Below are 17,238 nucleotides of genomic sequence, written 5' to 3'. Positions count from 1 at the left end.
TCTCATTCTAAGGATTGGTAACATCGATGACGATTAAAGAACAACCTAAGCCGCCTCGGTTTCGGATCATTGCCAATATATTGCTATCAGTATCAGGGTTATTCCTGCTCTTAAATCTGTTTTTGCCTAGTTTATTTGCTTCCGGGCCTGCTGGCGTTCCCTACAGCTTATTTATTCATCAAGTACAAGAGGGGGAAGTCAGCCGTGTTTCCGTTGGACAAAATCAGATTCGCTACCAGCTAAAAACCGAGAACGCTGAACCGGGTGCGGTGTTTGTAACTACACCAATCTTTGATTTAGAGTTGCCTAAACTGCTTGAGTCAAAAGGAGTTGAATTTGCTGCTGCACCTCCACCTAAGAATACTTGGTTTACAACTCTCCTGGGTTGGGTCATCCCACCGTTAATTTTTATTGGTATTTGGCAGTTCTTCATCTCCCGTGGTGGCGGTGGCCAGCAAGGTGTTCTGTCTATTGGTAAGAGCAAAGCCAAAGTTTATGTTGAAGGCGACTCGGCTAAAATTACCTTTGCAGATGTAGCTGGTGTTGAAGAAGCTAAAACTGAGTTAGTGGAAATTGTAGATTTCCTCAAGACTCCAGCACGTTTTACTCAAATTGGTGCGAGGATTCCCAAAGGGGTGCTGTTGGTGGGCCCTCCAGGTACAGGTAAGACACTGTTGGCTAAAGCCGTAGCTGGGGAAGCAGGAGTTCCATTCTTTAGTATCTCTGGTTCCGAGTTTGTGGAATTGTTTGTTGGCGTGGGTTCTTCCAGAGTGCGTGACCTATTTGAGCAGGCAAAAAAACAGGCTCCTTGTATTGTATTTATTGATGAATTGGATGCGATCGGTAAGTCTCGTAGCAGTAATGGTTTTTACGGTGGTAACGATGAACGGGAACAGACCCTTAACCAGTTACTAACAGAGATGGACGGGTTTGCAGCTGGGGATGCAACGGTGATTGTGCTTGCAGCTACGAACCGCCCCGAAAGCCTTGACCCTGCACTGTTGCGTCCAGGTCGCTTTGACCGCCAAGTTTTGGTAGACCGTCCTGATTTATCCGGTCGTGAGGCAATTCTCAAAATTCATGCTCAAAAGGTGAAACTAGGAGATGATATAAATCTTAAGGCGATCGCAACTCGTACTCCCGGTTTTGCTGGTGCAGATTTAGCAAATTTGGTAAATGAAGCTGCATTATTGGCGGCTCGAAATCAACGTCAAACAGTTGCCCAAGAAGACTTTGCCGAAGCTATCGAGCGGGTAGTAGCAGGTTTAGAAAAGAAAAGTCGTGTGCTAAACGATACCGAGAAAAAGATCGTCGCTTACCACGAAGTCGGCCATGCAATGGTGGGGGCGTTGATACCCGGAAGCGGTCGTGTAGAAAAGATTTCCATCATTCCCCGTGGGATGGCAGCTTTAGGCTACACTCTGCAATTACCAACCGAAGACCGCTTTTTGATGAATGAAGAGGAACTACGAGGTCAGATTGCTACCCTACTGGGGGGACGTTCCGCCGAAGAGATTGTGTTTGGCAGTATTACAACAGGCGCTTCCAACGATTTGCAACGGGCGACTGACTTAGCAGAACGGATGGTGACAACCTATGGTATGAGCAAAGTCTTAGGGCCACTGGCTTACCAACAAGGTCAACAAGCAATGTTCCTTGGCAATGGTGGTGCGCCCAATCCCCGCCGGGCGGTGAGTGAAGACACAGCTAAAGCCATTGATGGCGAAGTCAAAGAAATTGTGGAAACAGCCCACGAACAAGCCCTAGAGATTCTCAAACAGAATCGAGATTTGCTCGAAGCGATCGCCACTCAACTTTTGGAAACAGAAGTCATTGAAGGGGAGAAACTACATAGTCTGCTCAGCCAAATTCAACCTGTAGCGAAGGAAACAGCTGGTTTTGCGCAATCTTAGTTTAATCAACTTCACGCACTGATTGCAGAATTAGCGGAATCCAATGCAAGGATTCCGCTTTTCTGTTATGCCTGACATCTTATACCAATCTCGACATTATCAATGACGAATTATTTTGACCGACAATTCCTTGATGGTACAGAGCAAGCAGATTTATCTGTGGAATCAATCCGTCTTGGAAAGTTCTGATCTAAGGAAGCCTTAGCTCAGACTTTCCGCAAAATCCAAAATCTAAAATTTGATGACGGCTTCCCGTACTCAACGAAAGTGAAAATAGAAAATAATAGATATATGAACAAACGCTATTTTCTTGAGGCTAGCGCAGCAATAGTTAGCACAGCACTGTTATCACGCTATATCAATTGGGGTTCCGAAAAAATGACAACTTCTAAGAGTGGATTTGAAATTACCAAACCTGAAGAAGAGTGGCGCACAATTTTAACGCCAGAACAATTTAGTGTGTTGCGTAAACATGGAACTGAACGCGCTCACACCAGTCCACTCGATAAGGAATATGCTCAAGGTACTTATTTCTGTGCCGCTTGTGAACAGCCATTGTTTACATCTGACACTAAATTTAATAGTGGTACTGGCTGGCCTAGCTTTTTTAAGCCTATCGAAGGAGCGATCGCTTTTACTGTAGATAGGTCGTTTTTTATGACCAGAACTGAAGTGCATTGTAGTCGTTGTGGTGGTCACTTAGGCCATGTATTTGATGATGGCCCTGCACCCACAGGTAAGCGCTACTGTATGAATGGTGTTTCCCTGAAGTTTATTCCCGCCTAATTAGCTGCGATCGCACTGTCAAGGGACTTCCAAGTAATAAAATATCCCAATACTTCTTGTCGGATGGGCGTTTCGCCCGTCCTGGAACTGGGCAGTATTATAGGACTTACGCACTGAAGCCTGAAACCTAGATCCCCCCTAGCCCACGCCAGTTGCTCCATTTGGGGAGACCCCATCGCATGATTGCGTCTCCCCAACTCTTGGAGACGCTACTTCGCGTTGGGAGAAGACCGCGCTGGCTCCCCTTAAAAAGGGGGGAACTTCTAAAGCCCCCTTTTTAAGGGGGTTGGGGGATCTGAGTGCGTAAGTCCTGTATTAGTGGGAAATTAATAAGTTAGAGCCAACTAGACAGCTGTGAGTAGTCATTAGTCATTACCATTGAAACTAATGACTAATGGCTCAGGATAAAGGACAAGTATGATTAAAATCCTCCATCTCTCCGACATCCACATGGGAAGCGGTTTCTCCCACGGACACATCAATCCTGAAACAGGATTAAACACACGATTGGAGGATTTTGTCAATACTTTATCTCGATGTATTGACCGAGCGCTAGCAGATGCAGTGGATCTAGTGATATTTGGTGGCGATGCTTTCCCCGATGCGACACCGCCGCCTTATGTACAGCAAGCTTTTGCCAGCCAGTTTCGCCGTCTAGTGGATGCCGAAATTCCGACAGTGCTGTTGGTGGGGAACCACGACCAACATTCCCAAGGACTGGGAGGCGCAAGTTTATGTATTTACCGCACCTTGGGAGTGCGAGGCTTTGTTGTTGGTGATACGTTAACTACTCACCGCATTCAGACCCGCAATGGAGGAGTGCAAGTGATCACCCTCCCCTGGCTAACTCGTTCAACACTGATGACTCGCCAAGATACTGAAGGTTTGCCTTTGGCGGAAGTTAACCAACTGTTAACGGAACGTCTGCAAGTTGTTTTAGAAGGAGAAATTCGCCGTCTTGACCCCGAAGTGCCTACAGTGCTTTTAGCTCATTTGATGGCTGATAATGCTAGCTTGGGAGCAGAACGCTTCTTGGCAGTCGGCAAAGGCTTCACTTTGCCTCTATCTTTACTGACGCGACCATGTTTTGATTATGTAGCATTGGGACATGTCCACCGTCACCAAAACCTAAATAAATCTAATAACCCCCCAGTGATTTATCCAGGAAGTATTGAGCGGGTGGACTTTAGTGAAGAAAAAGAAGACAAAGGCTATGTAATGATCGAGCTGGAGCGGGGTAGCGCTGATTGGGAGTTTTGTGCCTTACCAGTTCGGACTTTCCGCACAATTGAGGTGGATGTCTCAAAAGCAGATGATCCCCAAGCCGTATTGATCAAAGCGATCGCCAAGCATAATATTCAAGATGCTGTAGTGCGGCTAATTTACAAACTCCGCTCCGAACAGATGGATATCATTGATAGTAGCTCTCTACATGCTGCTTTAATTACAGCTCACACCTATACCATTCAAGCAGAATTGGTGAGTCAGTTGGCTCGACCTCGCATTCCCGAATTGAGCGCAAGTAGCAGCATCGACCCAATGGAAGCGTTGAAAACTTACTTAAATAATCGTGAAGATCTCAAAGATATAGCAACATCCATGATCGAAGCAGCACAGAAGTTACTAGCAGATGACGTGGAAGTGTGGCTGGAAGGAGCGACTTCTGATTAGTCTCGAAAGGCTCAGATACCCGAATATCTCCAGGGAAATTGGCATCCCCCTTACCCTTTACCCTTTATGGGGCCAAGTTTCTTTGGCAGACTACTAATCTGATACCTACATCACTAATAGCCACATCAGACAAGTAGTAATATTCTTAAGAAAGATTTCCGAATTATTGCGATAAGTTAATGCTGTTCAAGTTTAGTAAATATACTCTCTGGCTAAAGAAGATAATGCTAGATTAAGAGCAAGGTACAAACAGGTTAAAAGTTTAAACAAAAACTTTCACGTTAGAGCCTGTGCCTCCTGCTCTAATATTCTCGTGATCGCTGCTAGGTTGTGACATCCTGTGAATGTGTTTTCGCCATGAGTTCATTGAGTTGTTTTGGAGGTTTTTGAACGCACAGCCAGATATACCTGCCTAGTTGGAATAGAATAAAGGATGTACAACTCTGAGTAGTATCAGATTGCGAATACTGTCCACCTTAGTTTAGTTAGCTACTTCTAATTCTCCTAATCTTCTTGAAATATTGCCTCCTTAAGAAACCGCCCCAAGCTGCTTGATAATTATCCATCGTAGCTTTTGGCGGTTTCTGTTGTTGAGTTATTTAATAATCCGAACTTGATATAACTGCTAACTTTTCTAATTCTTCTTTTACAGATAAAGGCTGATACCCTAATCCGAAAGCTTTAGAACTATCTAAAGAAACATCCGCTGGTCTTGGTGCTGCCATTTTCACATCTTGCTGTTGGCAACCTTTAAGCCCAGTTGCGGGAAGTTTAAATACCTCAACTAATAAACGTCCAAAATCATAGCGCGAAATCCGCTCTTTTCCACCTAAGTGAATCCGCCCGTTGACTTTTTCTAATGCTAATAACAGCCCTTTTGCCGCAGTTGTTCCACTTACTGGTGTGCGGAATTCATCTATAAATAAATTTAGTTCTTTTTCGGCTTTTAAAGTTTGGATAAATGTTTGTATAAAGCTTTTAGCTGTAGGTGTTGCTATACCAAACATTAACGGCATCCGGCAAACTGCGGTCATCGGGTATCGTTCTAGTATACCTATTTCAGCTTTGACTTTTTGCTCACCGTAAATATTTACAGGACACACGGGGTCTGTTTCTCGATAGGGAGCATTTAAGCCATCAAAAACTAAGTCGGTTGATGTAAAAGCACAAGGAATAGAATTATCGGCGCAAAGTCCAGCAAGATTGCAGGATGCTGTAACATTAATTGCGTGTGATTCTTCAGGATAAGTTTGACAGATATTAGGTTGCGATCGCGCCGCAGTATGGATAACTGCTGTAGGTTTTACATCACTAAATATATGCTTCAATTCTTGAAAGTTTGTCAAGTTAACTTTCAGCATTTTGATGCCAGGAATCTCTAAAGAATGAGAAAAATAAGTACTATAAATTTCCCATTCTTGCTTGGCAAGCTGGCAAAGATGCCATCCTAAAAAACCACTAGCTCCAGTGATTAACAATTTTTTCATGTCTAATTACCATTACTAGTGGTGGTAACAACAGACTATTGAAGTAGTTCCTGAAATTGTTGTTCGCTACGCACTTTATTGAAATCAGGGTCAGTTTTTGCTAACTTCTTGTACTTATTAGGAGCAAGCTGGACGGCTTTATTGAGATTCTCAATTGCTAGTTCTAGATTGTTCTGTAAAGCATAAGAACAAGCTTTGTTGTAATATGCTTCGTGCTTATTTGGCTTGATAGCGATCGCTTGATCGTAAGATGCAATTGCCTCTTGGTAACGTTGTAACTTTGTGAGGGCAATACCTCGGTTTATCAAAGCTTCATACTTCTTAGGTTTGATAGCGATCGCTTTGTTATAAGATGCAATCGCCTCTTTATAACGTTGCAAAGATGTTAAGGCAATGCCGCGATTATACCAAGCTTCATCCTTGTCAGGTTTGATAGCGATCGCTTTGTTATAAGATGCAATCGCCTCTTTATAGCGTTGCAAAGCTGTTAAGGCAATGCCACGGTTAATCCAGGTTTCAGGACTCTCATATTTAATGGCGATCGCTTGATCATAAGCTGCAATAGCAGCTTCGTAACGTTGTGCATCTAATAAATTATTGCCTTGATGAAAAAAATCTTCTGCTTTTTGGTTAGCCTTTGCTTCTACAAGCAGCTGAGCTACATTAGTTTCCTGTACGACTTGTTTAATAGTTTCTGTGGATGAGTTTGCCCCATCACCACAACCAAAAATGAAGAAAGTGATAAAGCCAGAGGCAACGAAGCAGCGCCAAAAGACCATGCTGTACCTACAGAACTCATAATATGATGCTAGAACCTGTTCAGATTTCAAAATCGTATCAAAATGTACTGGTTTTTATCAATTAATTTCCTTGTTTTGTGAAAAAAAACCTTGTTTATAATGCATTAACGTCTTTTAGTATAAAGTACGGATTATATTATCATATTAAATACAGTTAAAGCAATTACTTTGCTTAGAGTTTAACTACCAAGCTCTTGCAATGACTTTGGTGTGCAGGCAAAGTCGCTAATAAATAATGTGCTTAAGCAAGCAGAAACCAACCAACCTAAATACATTACATTATTCCTTTATCGCTAAAGGATTAACCCTTGAGAAAGCAGAGAATGCAGAGGAAGCAGAATAGATAATTTGCGAGTTGCAAGGGAGTACAGTCTTGTGTGAAATTATGATGAAGCTAGCCTTGAAGTTTAACTAAGCTGACAATACCTGTAGCTTACATTCGCTCAAATTCCTGTTTTACTATGTTTTGAAATTTGAAAACGACATAGCTAAATGAGATGCAAGATTACTAGAGAAATATGAGAGCGAAACTATTTCCAATCCAAATAAAGTAGTTGATTATGGTGTTGGACTCTTGCCTTACCCCACCCGGTGGCGGTTAACATAAAACAGCTGTTGAACTGAATCTGCTGGGGCAAAATAGAAAGCATGACGATTGAATCCAACTCTCCGAATCTACCAACCCCAGAATCCGTCCCCGAAAACGACTTGCAACCAGATGACTTTGACAGTGGTGCAGGGGAGAATAACCTGACTTCAGAAGCGCTAGCGGCACAACAAGCCTTAGCTACAATTTCGTCTTTGCAATCTTCACAACATACCACAGCCCTGCAACAAGCCCGTTCCAGCTTCAAGCAACAGACTAGCAATCAATTAACTGTTAAGCCGAGAGGATTGGTGATTACTCTAGTAGCGATCGCCACCACTTTTATCGGATTTGCCCTAAATAACTCAATCATCGGCATCTTGGGAACGCTGGTGACTTTGGTGTTATCGTTGGCGATACTATTGCCTTGGTTGACATACGTACTAGATGAGTGGTTTTCATCCCATGAGAAAACGCTGTTTGTAGCCTTTTTGGGACTAGTAGTAGCAATTATCGGCTTGTTCAAGTTTACTGGTGCAAGCGATCGCCTGCTTGTTTGGGGACGCCAGATTAATTGGGATATTGCTGGGACTCTGGCAGAATGGTTTGGCGCTTTGGGGCAAATTCTCATCGCCATCATCGCTGTTTATGTGGCGTGGCGACAATACGTTATTTCCAAAGACTTGACAATTCAGCAAAACCTCTTGACGGTTCAGCAAAATATTATCACTCAGCAGCAGACAATTGATTCTTATTTCCAAGGCGTCTCAGACTTAGTATTAGATGAAGAAGGATTATTAGAAGATTGGCCCCAAGAACGGGCGATCGCTGAAGGACGCACTGCGGCAATTTTTAGTAGTGTTGATAGTACTGGTAAAGCGAAAATTCTCCGCTTTCTCTCACGTTCCAAGCTGCTGACACCCCTAAAACGTGATTCTCGCTTAGGTCGAGCCATTCTCAACGGCTTTGGCGGTTACGCTGAAGATCGCCTTGCAGGTGTGCGCGTCATCGATTTAGGCGTCATGCTAGCCGCCGCCGATCTTTCTGCTACAGATCTACGTTGGACTGATCTCAGTGAAGCCAATCTTGTCCGCGCTAACCTCAGCGGTTGTGATTTAGTCAAAGCCAACCTCTCCCGCACCATCTTATATAATGCCAATCTTCGCGGCGCTGACCTCAACGGTATTCGCTTATTCTACGGTACAGTGGCGATCGCATCACCACGCAGTCGTACGCAACCACCAAACTACGAAACTGGCGAACACACTGGTGCTGTAGTGGAAAATGCCGATTTCACTGATGTGCAAAGGATCTCAGAGTCTACACGTTACTACTGCTGCGCCTGGGGTGGTGAAAAAACCAGAAGCACTGTTCCTGGTGGTTGTGAAGGCATTCCTAATAACTTAGGGCGATAGATAATACCAATTCACTACAGATGCAAGCCGTGAAACCCAGACTAAATCTAACTTGATCTCACTCAATTGAGTCCGTTGAAACGGACTTTAGCTATTAGCTTGGGAATTTATTCCAAAGCGGGATAGCAACGAAGCGAGAGATTGAAAAATGTGGGTAATAACAAGGTTTAAGGTATGGGTTACTACTCAGCACGGGCTAAACACGCCGTTGGCGCAGCCTCTCGTAGAGAAGAAAGATAACACCACTACTAGAGAATTTGCATAAAGTATTTGTTAGCACATAGAAATTAAGTAGGAACACAGTAACTTTGCGTGTTCCTACTTAACGTGAAATTAGACTTTTTGCCAAAGTAGCTTTAAAAGACACGCAGTATAGAGATAATTTTCCCCTTGGATGCGGTGCTTTTATTTTTCCAACATCGGTAACTCTTGCAAGAGATTTATTGTTGAGGCGCCTGACTCTTAGTAAAGTTCTTCTTCTTTGTGAGTTTCGATGGTCACGTCAGAGGTTGGGTAGGCGACACAGGTCAGCACATATCCAGCTTGGATCTGATCATCATCTAAGAATGACTGGTCAGATTGATCAACGCTACCTGATTTGAGTTTACCGGCACAGGTAGAGCAAGCACCAGCGCGGCAAGAGTAAGGCAAATCAAGACCAGCTTCTTCAGCAGCATCTAGAATATAGACATCATCATCAACGTCAATTGTTGTGTTTAGCCCTTCTTCTTCGTTGATTAGTGTCACTTTGTAAGTTGGCATTTAGTAGTCCTCTCTTTTGCAAACGGCAGCATAAGTTATGCTAAAGCAAATGGTACGGCTGCCCTTATGGGTTAGCCGCTGGTTCAAATTTGCTTCAATTCTGATACTACGAGAAAAACTAATGGATGTAACTGGAAATTGACCCCGATTAGTAATGAAATTTAGTTAGTTAATACCGATAAGTTTTATTTATAGATAAACTGACATAATAACGTTGTTTTAAGAAAAAACTATCTTCTATCTTTTAGATAAAAAATATGAATCTCCCGCAGCGCTGTCTCACGGCAGAAGCGTCTACAGACTTGTCTGATGTCTACAGCGCTGGACTTTCCGCACATCTGGTTCATTACGGCGCGACCTCGTAAACCTTCCAAATGGTAGGCAAGTATTGTTAGACTTCCTATAAAAAAAGAATCCCATGCTTTCTAGCCGTGGAATTGTCAAAAACAGAACTGGTAAGGATCATGTATAATTCAGAGGCAGCTTTGGAAAAAGCAAGAGTGCGTGTGGGTTTGGTTGGTACTGGATATGCAGCAAAACTTCGGGCTGAGGCTTTACTAAGTGATGAGCGATCGCATCTAATCGCGATTGTTGGTCATAGCCCAGAAAATACGCAAACTTTCGCTAGAGAATATCAGACTGAAGCGTTAAGTTCTTGGCAACAGCTAGTAGAGCGCAATGATATAGATCTGGTGGTCATCTCTACTGTGAATCGAGATCATGGTGCGATCGCCCGTGCTGCACTCACCAATGGCAAACACGTAGTTATAGAGTATCCTCTTTCGTTAGATGTGGTAGAAGCCGAAGAACTGATCGCCTTAGCCAAAGCACAACAAAAACTCTTGCACGTTGAACACATTGAACTTTTGGGTGGATTGCATCAAGCCTTGAAGCAGCACTTACCAAAAATTGGCAATGTGTTTTATGTCCGCTACAGCACTATCAATTCCCAGTATCCCGCACCCCGCAAGTGGACTTATAACCATGAGCTTTTCGGCTTCCCTCTAATGGGTGCGCTGTCTCGCCTACATCGTCTCACCGATTTGTTTGGTCGAGTCTTGACTGTCAACTGTCATCAACGATATTGGGAAATCGAACAGGAGTACTACCAAACCTGTTTTTGCATTACTCAAGTGTGCTTTACCAGTGGACTTCTCGCGCAAGTAGTCTATGGCAAAGGCGAAACTATTTGGCTCTCAGAACGCAAATTTGAAGTTCATGGGGAAAACGGCGGGTTAATTTTTGATGGCGACAAAGGACTTTTCATCCAGCCTGGAGAAACCACACCGATAGAAGTTGGTGCTCGCCGGGGTTTGTTTGCCAAAGACACGAGTTTGGTGTTAGACCATCTTATGGATAACACTCCTTTGTACGTAACTCCAGAGGAGAGCTTGTACACCCTGAAGGTTGCTGATGCTGCAAAAACAGCCGCACAGACAGGGACAACTATATTTATGAAAAATTCTCTAGATCTAAGTTCATGAAAACCGAACCAATTGTTATTTTATCTACACGAGAACTAGACAAAATGCGTTACGTGGGACGCTTAGCAGCAAAACTTTTACAGCATCTTGAACCATTGGTGAAGCCAGGGATTAGCACTCTTCAGCTCAATGATGAAGCCGAACGTTGGACACAGGCGCATGGAGCAAAAAGCGCACCTCTCGGCTACAAAGGCTATCCCAAATCGATTTGCACCAGTGTTAATGAGGTTGTTTGTCACGGTATTCCTAATGCTAAACAGATCCTCAAGGAAGGTGACATCATTAATATTGATGTGACGCTGATTGTCGAGGGCTATCACGGTGATACATCTAAGACATTCTTTGTCGGTACGCCTTCCCCCAAAGCCAAAAAGTTAGTGGATGTTACCGAGAAATGCCGTAGCCTGGGCATTGCTGAAGTTAAACCAGGCGCACGGATTGGAGACATTGGTGCAGCCATTCAAGAGTATGCCGAAGCACAAGGCTTTTCTGTGGTGCGAGATTTCGTTGGACACGGCATCAGTAATGTTTTCCACACTGCGCCAGATATTCCTCACTATGGCACGCGCGGCAAAGGCAAGCGTCTCAGACCAGGGATGGTTTTTACCATTGAGCCGATGATTAACGAAGGCACATGGGAAGTCGAAGTTATGAGTGATGGTTGGACTGCTTTAACTCGCGATCGCCTGCTTTCTGCTCAATGTGAGCATACCTTAGCCGTAACCGAAGATGGGGTTGAAATTCTGACTCTACCAGAATAGGACATGCAAAATTTGCTCGGAATGTCAATATATTTGGGTATCGTCAACAGTCATTAGTCATTAACAAATATAAATGACAAATGACCAATGACAAATGACAACCCTAATAAATATGCAAGTTTGTTAGCACAACATTTTAAAATTTAATCTCGTTGCTGAGAATTTTAATTTGAGTACCGGGATAATAGAATTGCAAAATTTTTGGATTCGACCAACCTAGTTTGGCTAAATTTTGAGCGCCAGTTTGGCTCAAACCGACTCCATGTCCTAACCCACCACCAATAAAGGCGTATCCCCAAAGAGCTTGTTTGCCTTTGTTCAAAGGTTCCAGATAAAAAAGTGTACTTCTGGGAGCAGCAAAGGCACTACGAACTTCATCTTTGTGGAGAGTAAAAGTGCCGATATCAGTTTTAACAGCAAGTTCAAGAATACGTCCGCTTGAACTGCGCTTGGTTACAGCCATAGCTTTAATTGTCTTAAATTTGGCATAAGGATTCTTTTTCACCTGCAAAAATTTCTGCAAGCCTTTGGTAATATCCTCTAGAGAAGTTTCTTTGCGCCAACGAAACATATTCCAACTGCTTTCATTAAATCCTTGTTGCTGATTAATGAACTGCTGAAAATTCTTTTCATAGGCTAAACTCTGTTTAGATAAGTTCCAAAGATTAATCGGAGCATCTACTACTGGGCGCAGATAAGCACGATCTTCACCATTCCAGACATCGCTGAAGGAGGCGGTGACGCCACCAGTTGTGGAAGAATAAAGGGCATCCACTAACTGGTTTTCGTAGGTTAGAATCATACCCTTTGTTGAGGCGATCGCCCGATCTGTGACGGGAGCTACTCCATTTAGTCCATAATAAACTTGGCAATGAGTATCGGCACACAACTGATAGTTATCTGCGGCAAATCTTCGTAAATTCCGCAGCGCATAAGTCCGAGCCAGAATTGTTTGGGCTTCTAGGGCTGCTTTTGGCGCATCTGTGCCAATTTCATAAGGTACAACTCCACGCAAGTAAGTTTCTAAAGGCACTTGGTTAACTAGAGTGTACGTACCGTAAGCATTTGGCTGTAAGTTCATCTGCCCTGCATAAAGACGAGCATTTTCAGGTTTTTCGCTTTTATTTACCCGAATTAAGTTTTTATCACTACTAATTTCCAGATTATTTGGGCTATAGCGATTACCATTCACCACCCAACTAACTCGCGGTACTTTTTGCAGGATTTTGGTGTCAATATATGCCCCTTTCTTGCCAGAAGCTTGGATGTTCTGGAATAGCAAGCGTCGCAGCAAGGGTGTGCTGTAAACATCGCGTTTTGCCCAAACTTGCCAGCGTTCTGGTTGGGCTACTTCTACCTCTATTCCCTGAGAACGCCACTTTTGAGCGCTGTCTTCGGCAGTTTCAAAGGTGCGGTAATTGCCCAAAACCACTACTTCCTCAACTGCCGGGTGGCGTAAAGCTTGCATTACTGTTTCCAGCTTTACAGGGTCTTTGGTAACCAGAATTTGCTGTTTGTTACCTTTTTTAAATCTCAGCTTTAAGCGATCGCCTTTTGTCGGTTCCAATTGCAGCTTGGCTGTGGTCTCTCCAAATCGCTGTACAATCCCAATCTTTAATTCTACATCCCTTGTATTGCTCTCTGGGCCTGATGCAGCAGTCAGTCCCAACAAACAAAATGTTGCCAGTACAGTGTAGGAAAAACGCCAGAACGGAAATTGTATAACTACCTGATAGCCTTCGCGCAGCGTCTCGTAGAGAAGCGGTAGTGAGTACTTGATCGTCTTCTGCCCCTCAATGAGGCGTTGGGGCAGATTTTTCAATTGCTTTGTAGTGCGGTGTTTTTGTCGCATTAGTGCTCCAATGATCCCATTACCAATTTTGCCCCAAAGATTAAGTTGCAAAACGAAGTCATAATGACTATGATTTATTTAGAGACACAAAGAACTACTTGTGAAAACACTTTATGGTTAGAGTCCAAGAAATTCCGTTAAATCAGATTCAACGGCCGTTGCCCCGTGTGAACGATCCCAATAAAGTGCAAGCTTTGATGGAATCGATAGCGGAGATTGGGCAGCAAGAACCCATTGATGTCTTAGAAGTAGATGGACAGTATTATGGCTTTTCTGGTTGCCATCGTTATGAAGCTTGCCAGCGTTTAGGCAAAGAAACCATATTAGCCAGAGTCCGTAAAGCTAATCGCAGCGTTTTGAAGATGCACCTGGCATAGAGAATGAGGCATAAGGCATAGGACATAGTAAAAAGTAACAGACAATCAAATAATGCCCAATACACAACTACATATAACCCAATTAGGAGAAAATTATGTCATCTAAAGCAACAGTTAAGAATGTAAATATCGGCATTGACGAAACGAGTCGGGCTAAAATTGCCGAAGGGTTGTCTCGTTTATTAGCCGACACCTATACACTATATCTAAAAACTCATAACTTCCATTGGAACGTTACAGGGCCGATGTTCCAAACGCTGCATTTGATGTTTGAGACACAGTATACAGAACTAGCTCTAGCAGTTGATTTAATTGCCGAGAGGATTAGGGCGCTTGGCTATCCCGCACCAGGAACTTACAGTGAATATGTCAAACTGAGTTCGATCGCAGAAACTCCTGGAGTTCCTAAAGCTACAGAAATGATTGGCTTACTAGTGGAAGGACAAGAAGCTGTAGTGCGAACCGCACGGTCTATTTTTCCTGTAGTGGAAGAAGTTAACGACGAACCTACTGCCGATTTGTTAACCCAGCGGATGCAAGTACATGAAAAGACAGCTTGGATGTTGAGAAGTTTGCTGGAAGAATAGGACTGGGGATAAGAGAAAGAGGGAAAAGGTTAAAGGGCAAAGCGCAAAGTCTGAGCGGTTTGCGGAGCGTCTGTCTGCGACACGCTGCGCGAACGTAGAGAGGCTTCCTCCGCACAGAACTTTGTAACAGAGGGTAAAGGGATGATTTTTACCTTTTCCCAATACCCCTTTCCCTTTTCCCAATGCCCCTTTCCCCTTTCCCTTTTCCCAATCCCCTATGCCCAATACTAATTTCACTCAGAAGTTGCAAGATTTAATGCAACTGGTAGATATTTCTAGTTTTAGAGCGCTTAGTCGTGCTGCTGGTGTCTCAGAGCGTCAAATTTTGCGGTTACGGCAAGGAAAGTTAGAGCAGATGCGGATGGACGTGCTGCTCAAACTGTCGCTGATACTACAAGTGCCATTGAGTGAATTAGTGGCTACTTTTTCAGTACCAAGTGTTGAGTATCAAATATCTTCAGAACTCAGCACTCACAAAGAGATTGCAGATTTAAAAAGAGAGTACCAGCGATCGCAGCTTCAGTTAGAAGAACAACGAGAGTTATTGCTGCAAGAGTTTCAGCAGTCGAGTTTGCAACTGCTGGAGTCTTTATTATTGCAATGGCCCACAGCAGCGCAAAAGGCACAAGAAAATCCCCAGCTAGCAGCAGTCAAAATAGTGCCATTGGTGCAAAAACCCCTAGAAAAACTTTTGCAGGCGTGGGGTGTGGAAGCGATCGCACCTGTGGAAGCCGAGATACCCTATGATCCCCAGTTGCACCAATTAATGGAGGGATCTGCACAAGTAGGTGAAATAGTCAAGGTACGCTACACTGGGTATTTTCAAGGCGACAAACTGCTTTATCGAGCTAAAGTCAGTCCTGTGAGAGAGAGTTAGGCAAGTACAAAGGTAGTACTAAATAAGTATTGGCAGCGAGGAGCCAATAGCAAGCTCCCAACAGTAGTTTCTAAATACAGCGTCAGGTAAATGAAGTACATGGGTAGGGGCACAACAATGTTCATTGGTGTCAACTTAACGTGAAAGCCTAGTCTGATAAGCATTTCAAAGTTTTTCTCTGATAAGCATTTCAAAGTTTTTCGATGTACCACCGAGACTTGAGATCCCCCCTAACCCACGCCAGTCGCTCCACTTGGGGAGACCCCATCGCATGATTGCGTCTCCCCAACTCTTGGAGACGCTACTTCGCGTTGGGAGAAGACCGCGCTGGCTCCCCTTTTGAAGGGGGGAATTAGAATCGAATGCCCCCTTAAAAAGGGGGTTGGGGGATCTGAAACTACTGGAAATTAAGTGTTTGAGCTGAAGTTGACACCAATGAACAATGTTGTGCCCTTACGATAATCTGTACCTCACCAAGTTGCAATCTGCTGTATCAAGAGATCTCTTGCATGAATATTTTTTTGCCTCACGTAAAGGTGCATCGCAGTGCTCCTGTTGAGCAATAACCAACATTGGGAATACTAAGGCTGTAGAGGCAAAAGCCTCATAAAACCTCAGAAAGTGTTGGTGCATATCAACTCCAACCGTCGAATGCTAAAACTACCAACAGGATTTCAGGAATGCAAGAGGACAATACCCTTCATCAACCACAAGAACTCGCTAGTAATTGTCCGCTCAGAAACCCACAGGAAAATCTCTCTGTTGCCTTTCTACTCCAAATCATCAACGGTATAGAAGACCCAATTTTTGTTAAAGACCGCCAACATCGTTGGCTACTGCTCAACAATGCCTTCTGTAAGTTCTTGGGGCATAACCGAGAAGAACTAATTGGCAAGTCAGATTATGATTTCTTCCCGAAAGCGGAAGCTGATGTGTTTTGGGAAAAAGACGAACTGGTTTTTACCAGAGGTATTACCAACGAGAATGAAGAATCTTTTACTGTTACTGAGGGTCAAACGCGCTTTATATCTACCAGAAAATGTGTATTTGAAGATGGTGCAGGTAGTGAGTTTTTAGTTGGTACTATTCGGGATATAACGCAGTATAAGCAAATGGAAGCTGAACAACGCCAGTCAAAACACCTGTTACAACTAGCGCTCGATAACATCCCTCAGTCTATTTTTTGGAAAGACCGTAATTCGGTTTATCTGGGCTGTAGTCGAAACTTTGCCCGTGATGCATGTGTGATCCCAGATAATATTATCGGGTTGAATGATTATGATTTGCCTTGGAGAAAAGAAGAATCTGACTGGCATCGGGAATGCGATCGCCGTGTGATGGAATCAGGCTTACCAGAACTGCACATTATCGAAACACAACAAAAGGCTGATGGCAAGCAGTATTGGTCAGATACGAATAAAATCCCATTGCACGATACTCAGGGTCATGTGGTCGGTATCCTTAGTACTTACGAAGACATTACCGAGCGCAAACTAACGGAGGAAGCTTTACGTCAAAGTGAGGCAAAATTACAGAAGCTATCGGCAAATGCGCCGGGAATGCTTTACCAGTTTATGCTGCATCCTGACGACTCGCTCTCCTTCCCTTATGTTAATTCTGGTTCTGATGAACTGTATGGTTTGACACCAGAAGAGATTCAAGCCGATCCCAGCTTGATAATTTTAATTGTCCATGCCGATGAAGATCAGGATTTTGTACAATCCATCAGTGTTTCTGCCCAAACCTTGCAACCTTGGCAGTGGGAAGGACGAATTGTTTTACCTGACGGACAAGTTAAATGGCTACAGGGGTGGCATCAATGGTGCTTAACATCACAGAGCGCAAGCAAGCAAAGCAAAGTCTGATACTTTATAAGCAAG

Annotated in this window: 14 protein-coding genes; 10 read left to right on the top strand and 4 right to left on the bottom strand. The window is 43.6% G+C overall.

Annotation, left to right across the window (positions count from 1 at the left end):
- Positions 1-26 precede the first annotated feature (26 nt).
- The 3 genes from ftsH4 to sbcD all read left to right on the top strand — a co-directional run bounded on the left by ftsH4 (position 27) and on the right by sbcD (position 4,370).
- The gene (ftsH4, locus tag HCR01_RS07250; RefSeq protein ID WP_193195561.1) at positions 27-1,913 is read left to right on the top strand and encodes an ATP-dependent zinc metalloprotease FtsH4; all 1,887 of its coding nucleotides are present in this window, start codon (positions 27-29) and stop codon (positions 1,911-1,913) included.
- 291 nt (positions 1,914-2,204) lie between these two features.
- Entirely contained in the window at positions 2,205-2,699 is a 495-nt protein-coding gene (gene msrB, locus HCR01_RS07245) for a peptide-methionine (R)-S-oxide reductase MsrB (protein ID WP_193195560.1), read from the top strand.
- A 417-nt stretch (positions 2,700-3,116) separates the two neighbouring features.
- Positions 3,117-4,370, top strand: a complete 1,254-nt coding sequence (sbcD, locus tag HCR01_RS07240) for an exonuclease subunit SbcD (protein WP_193195559.1) — start codon at positions 3,117-3,119, stop codon at positions 4,368-4,370.
- Positions 4,371-4,969: 599 nt separating this feature from the next.
- Here the strand turns inward: sbcD and HCR01_RS07235 are convergent.
- Both HCR01_RS07235 and HCR01_RS07230 read right to left on the bottom strand, forming a co-directional pair.
- The gene (locus HCR01_RS07235; protein ID WP_193195558.1) at positions 4,970-5,857 is read right to left on the bottom strand and encodes an SDR family oxidoreductase; all 888 of its coding nucleotides are present in this window, start codon (positions 5,855-5,857) and stop codon (positions 4,970-4,972) included.
- A gap of 35 nt (positions 5,858-5,892) precedes the next feature.
- The gene (locus HCR01_RS07230) at positions 5,893-6,636 is read right to left on the bottom strand and encodes a tetratricopeptide repeat protein (protein ID WP_193195557.1); all 744 of its coding nucleotides are present in this window, start codon (positions 6,634-6,636) and stop codon (positions 5,893-5,895) included.
- 669 nt (positions 6,637-7,305) lie between these two features.
- Here HCR01_RS07230 and HCR01_RS07225 point away from each other — a divergent pair.
- Complete coding sequence (locus HCR01_RS07225) at positions 7,306-8,658, top strand: pentapeptide repeat-containing protein (protein WP_193195556.1); 1,353 nt, start codon at positions 7,306-7,308, stop codon at positions 8,656-8,658.
- 462 nt (positions 8,659-9,120) lie between these two features.
- Here the strand turns inward: HCR01_RS07225 and HCR01_RS07220 are convergent, their stop codons facing one another.
- Positions 9,121-9,420 (bottom strand): ferredoxin, encoded by a 300-nt coding sequence (locus HCR01_RS07220; RefSeq protein WP_191761107.1) that lies wholly within the window; start codon positions 9,418-9,420, stop codon positions 9,121-9,123.
- A gap of 464 nt (positions 9,421-9,884) precedes the next feature.
- Here HCR01_RS07220 and HCR01_RS07215 point away from each other — a divergent pair, with 464 nt between their 5' ends.
- Together HCR01_RS07215 and map are read left to right on the top strand one after the other, a co-directional pair.
- On the top strand, positions 9,885-10,904 hold the full coding sequence (locus HCR01_RS07215; RefSeq protein ID WP_193195555.1) for a Gfo/Idh/MocA family protein: 1,020 nt from the start codon (positions 9,885-9,887) through the stop codon (positions 10,902-10,904).
- Entirely contained in the window at positions 10,901-11,665 is a 765-nt protein-coding gene (map, locus tag HCR01_RS07210; protein WP_193195554.1) for a type I methionyl aminopeptidase, read from the top strand. Before HCR01_RS07215 ends, map begins: the two co-directional genes overlap by 4 nt.
- Before the next feature lie 136 nt (positions 11,666-11,801).
- On the opposite strand, the gene HCR01_RS07205 is transcribed toward map, so the two are convergent.
- Positions 11,802-13,517, bottom strand: a complete 1,716-nt coding sequence (locus tag HCR01_RS07205; RefSeq protein ID WP_193195552.1) for a SpoIID/LytB domain-containing protein — start codon at positions 13,515-13,517, stop codon at positions 11,802-11,804.
- A gap of 113 nt (positions 13,518-13,630) precedes the next feature.
- Between HCR01_RS07205 and HCR01_RS07200 the strand changes: the two genes are divergently transcribed.
- The 4 genes from HCR01_RS07200 to HCR01_RS07185 all read left to right on the top strand — a co-directional run bounded on the left by HCR01_RS07200 (position 13,631) and on the right by HCR01_RS07185 (position 17,223).
- Positions 13,631-13,894, top strand: a complete 264-nt coding sequence (locus HCR01_RS07200; protein WP_193195550.1) for a ParB N-terminal domain-containing protein — start codon at positions 13,631-13,633, stop codon at positions 13,892-13,894.
- A gap of 95 nt (positions 13,895-13,989) precedes the next feature.
- Positions 13,990-14,481 (top strand): Dps family protein, encoded by a 492-nt coding sequence (locus HCR01_RS07195; RefSeq protein WP_193195548.1) that lies wholly within the window; start codon positions 13,990-13,992, stop codon positions 14,479-14,481.
- 217 nt (positions 14,482-14,698) lie between these two features.
- On the top strand, positions 14,699-15,358 hold the full coding sequence (gene grpE / locus HCR01_RS07190) for a nucleotide exchange factor GrpE (protein ID WP_193195547.1): 660 nt from the start codon (positions 14,699-14,701) through the stop codon (positions 15,356-15,358).
- A 680-nt stretch (positions 15,359-16,038) separates the two neighbouring features.
- Entirely contained in the window at positions 16,039-17,223 is a 1,185-nt protein-coding gene (locus HCR01_RS07185) for a PAS domain-containing protein (protein WP_193195545.1), read from the top strand.
- Positions 17,224-17,238 lie beyond the last annotated feature (15 nt).

Source organism: Nostoc sp. MG11, assembly GCF_014904695.1.
Taxonomy (GTDB): domain Bacteria; phylum Cyanobacteriota; class Cyanobacteriia; order Cyanobacteriales; family Nostocaceae; genus Komarekiella.
The sequence above is the reverse complement of the archived record's forward strand: the minus strand, read 5'-3'. Positions and strand labels throughout refer to the sequence as shown.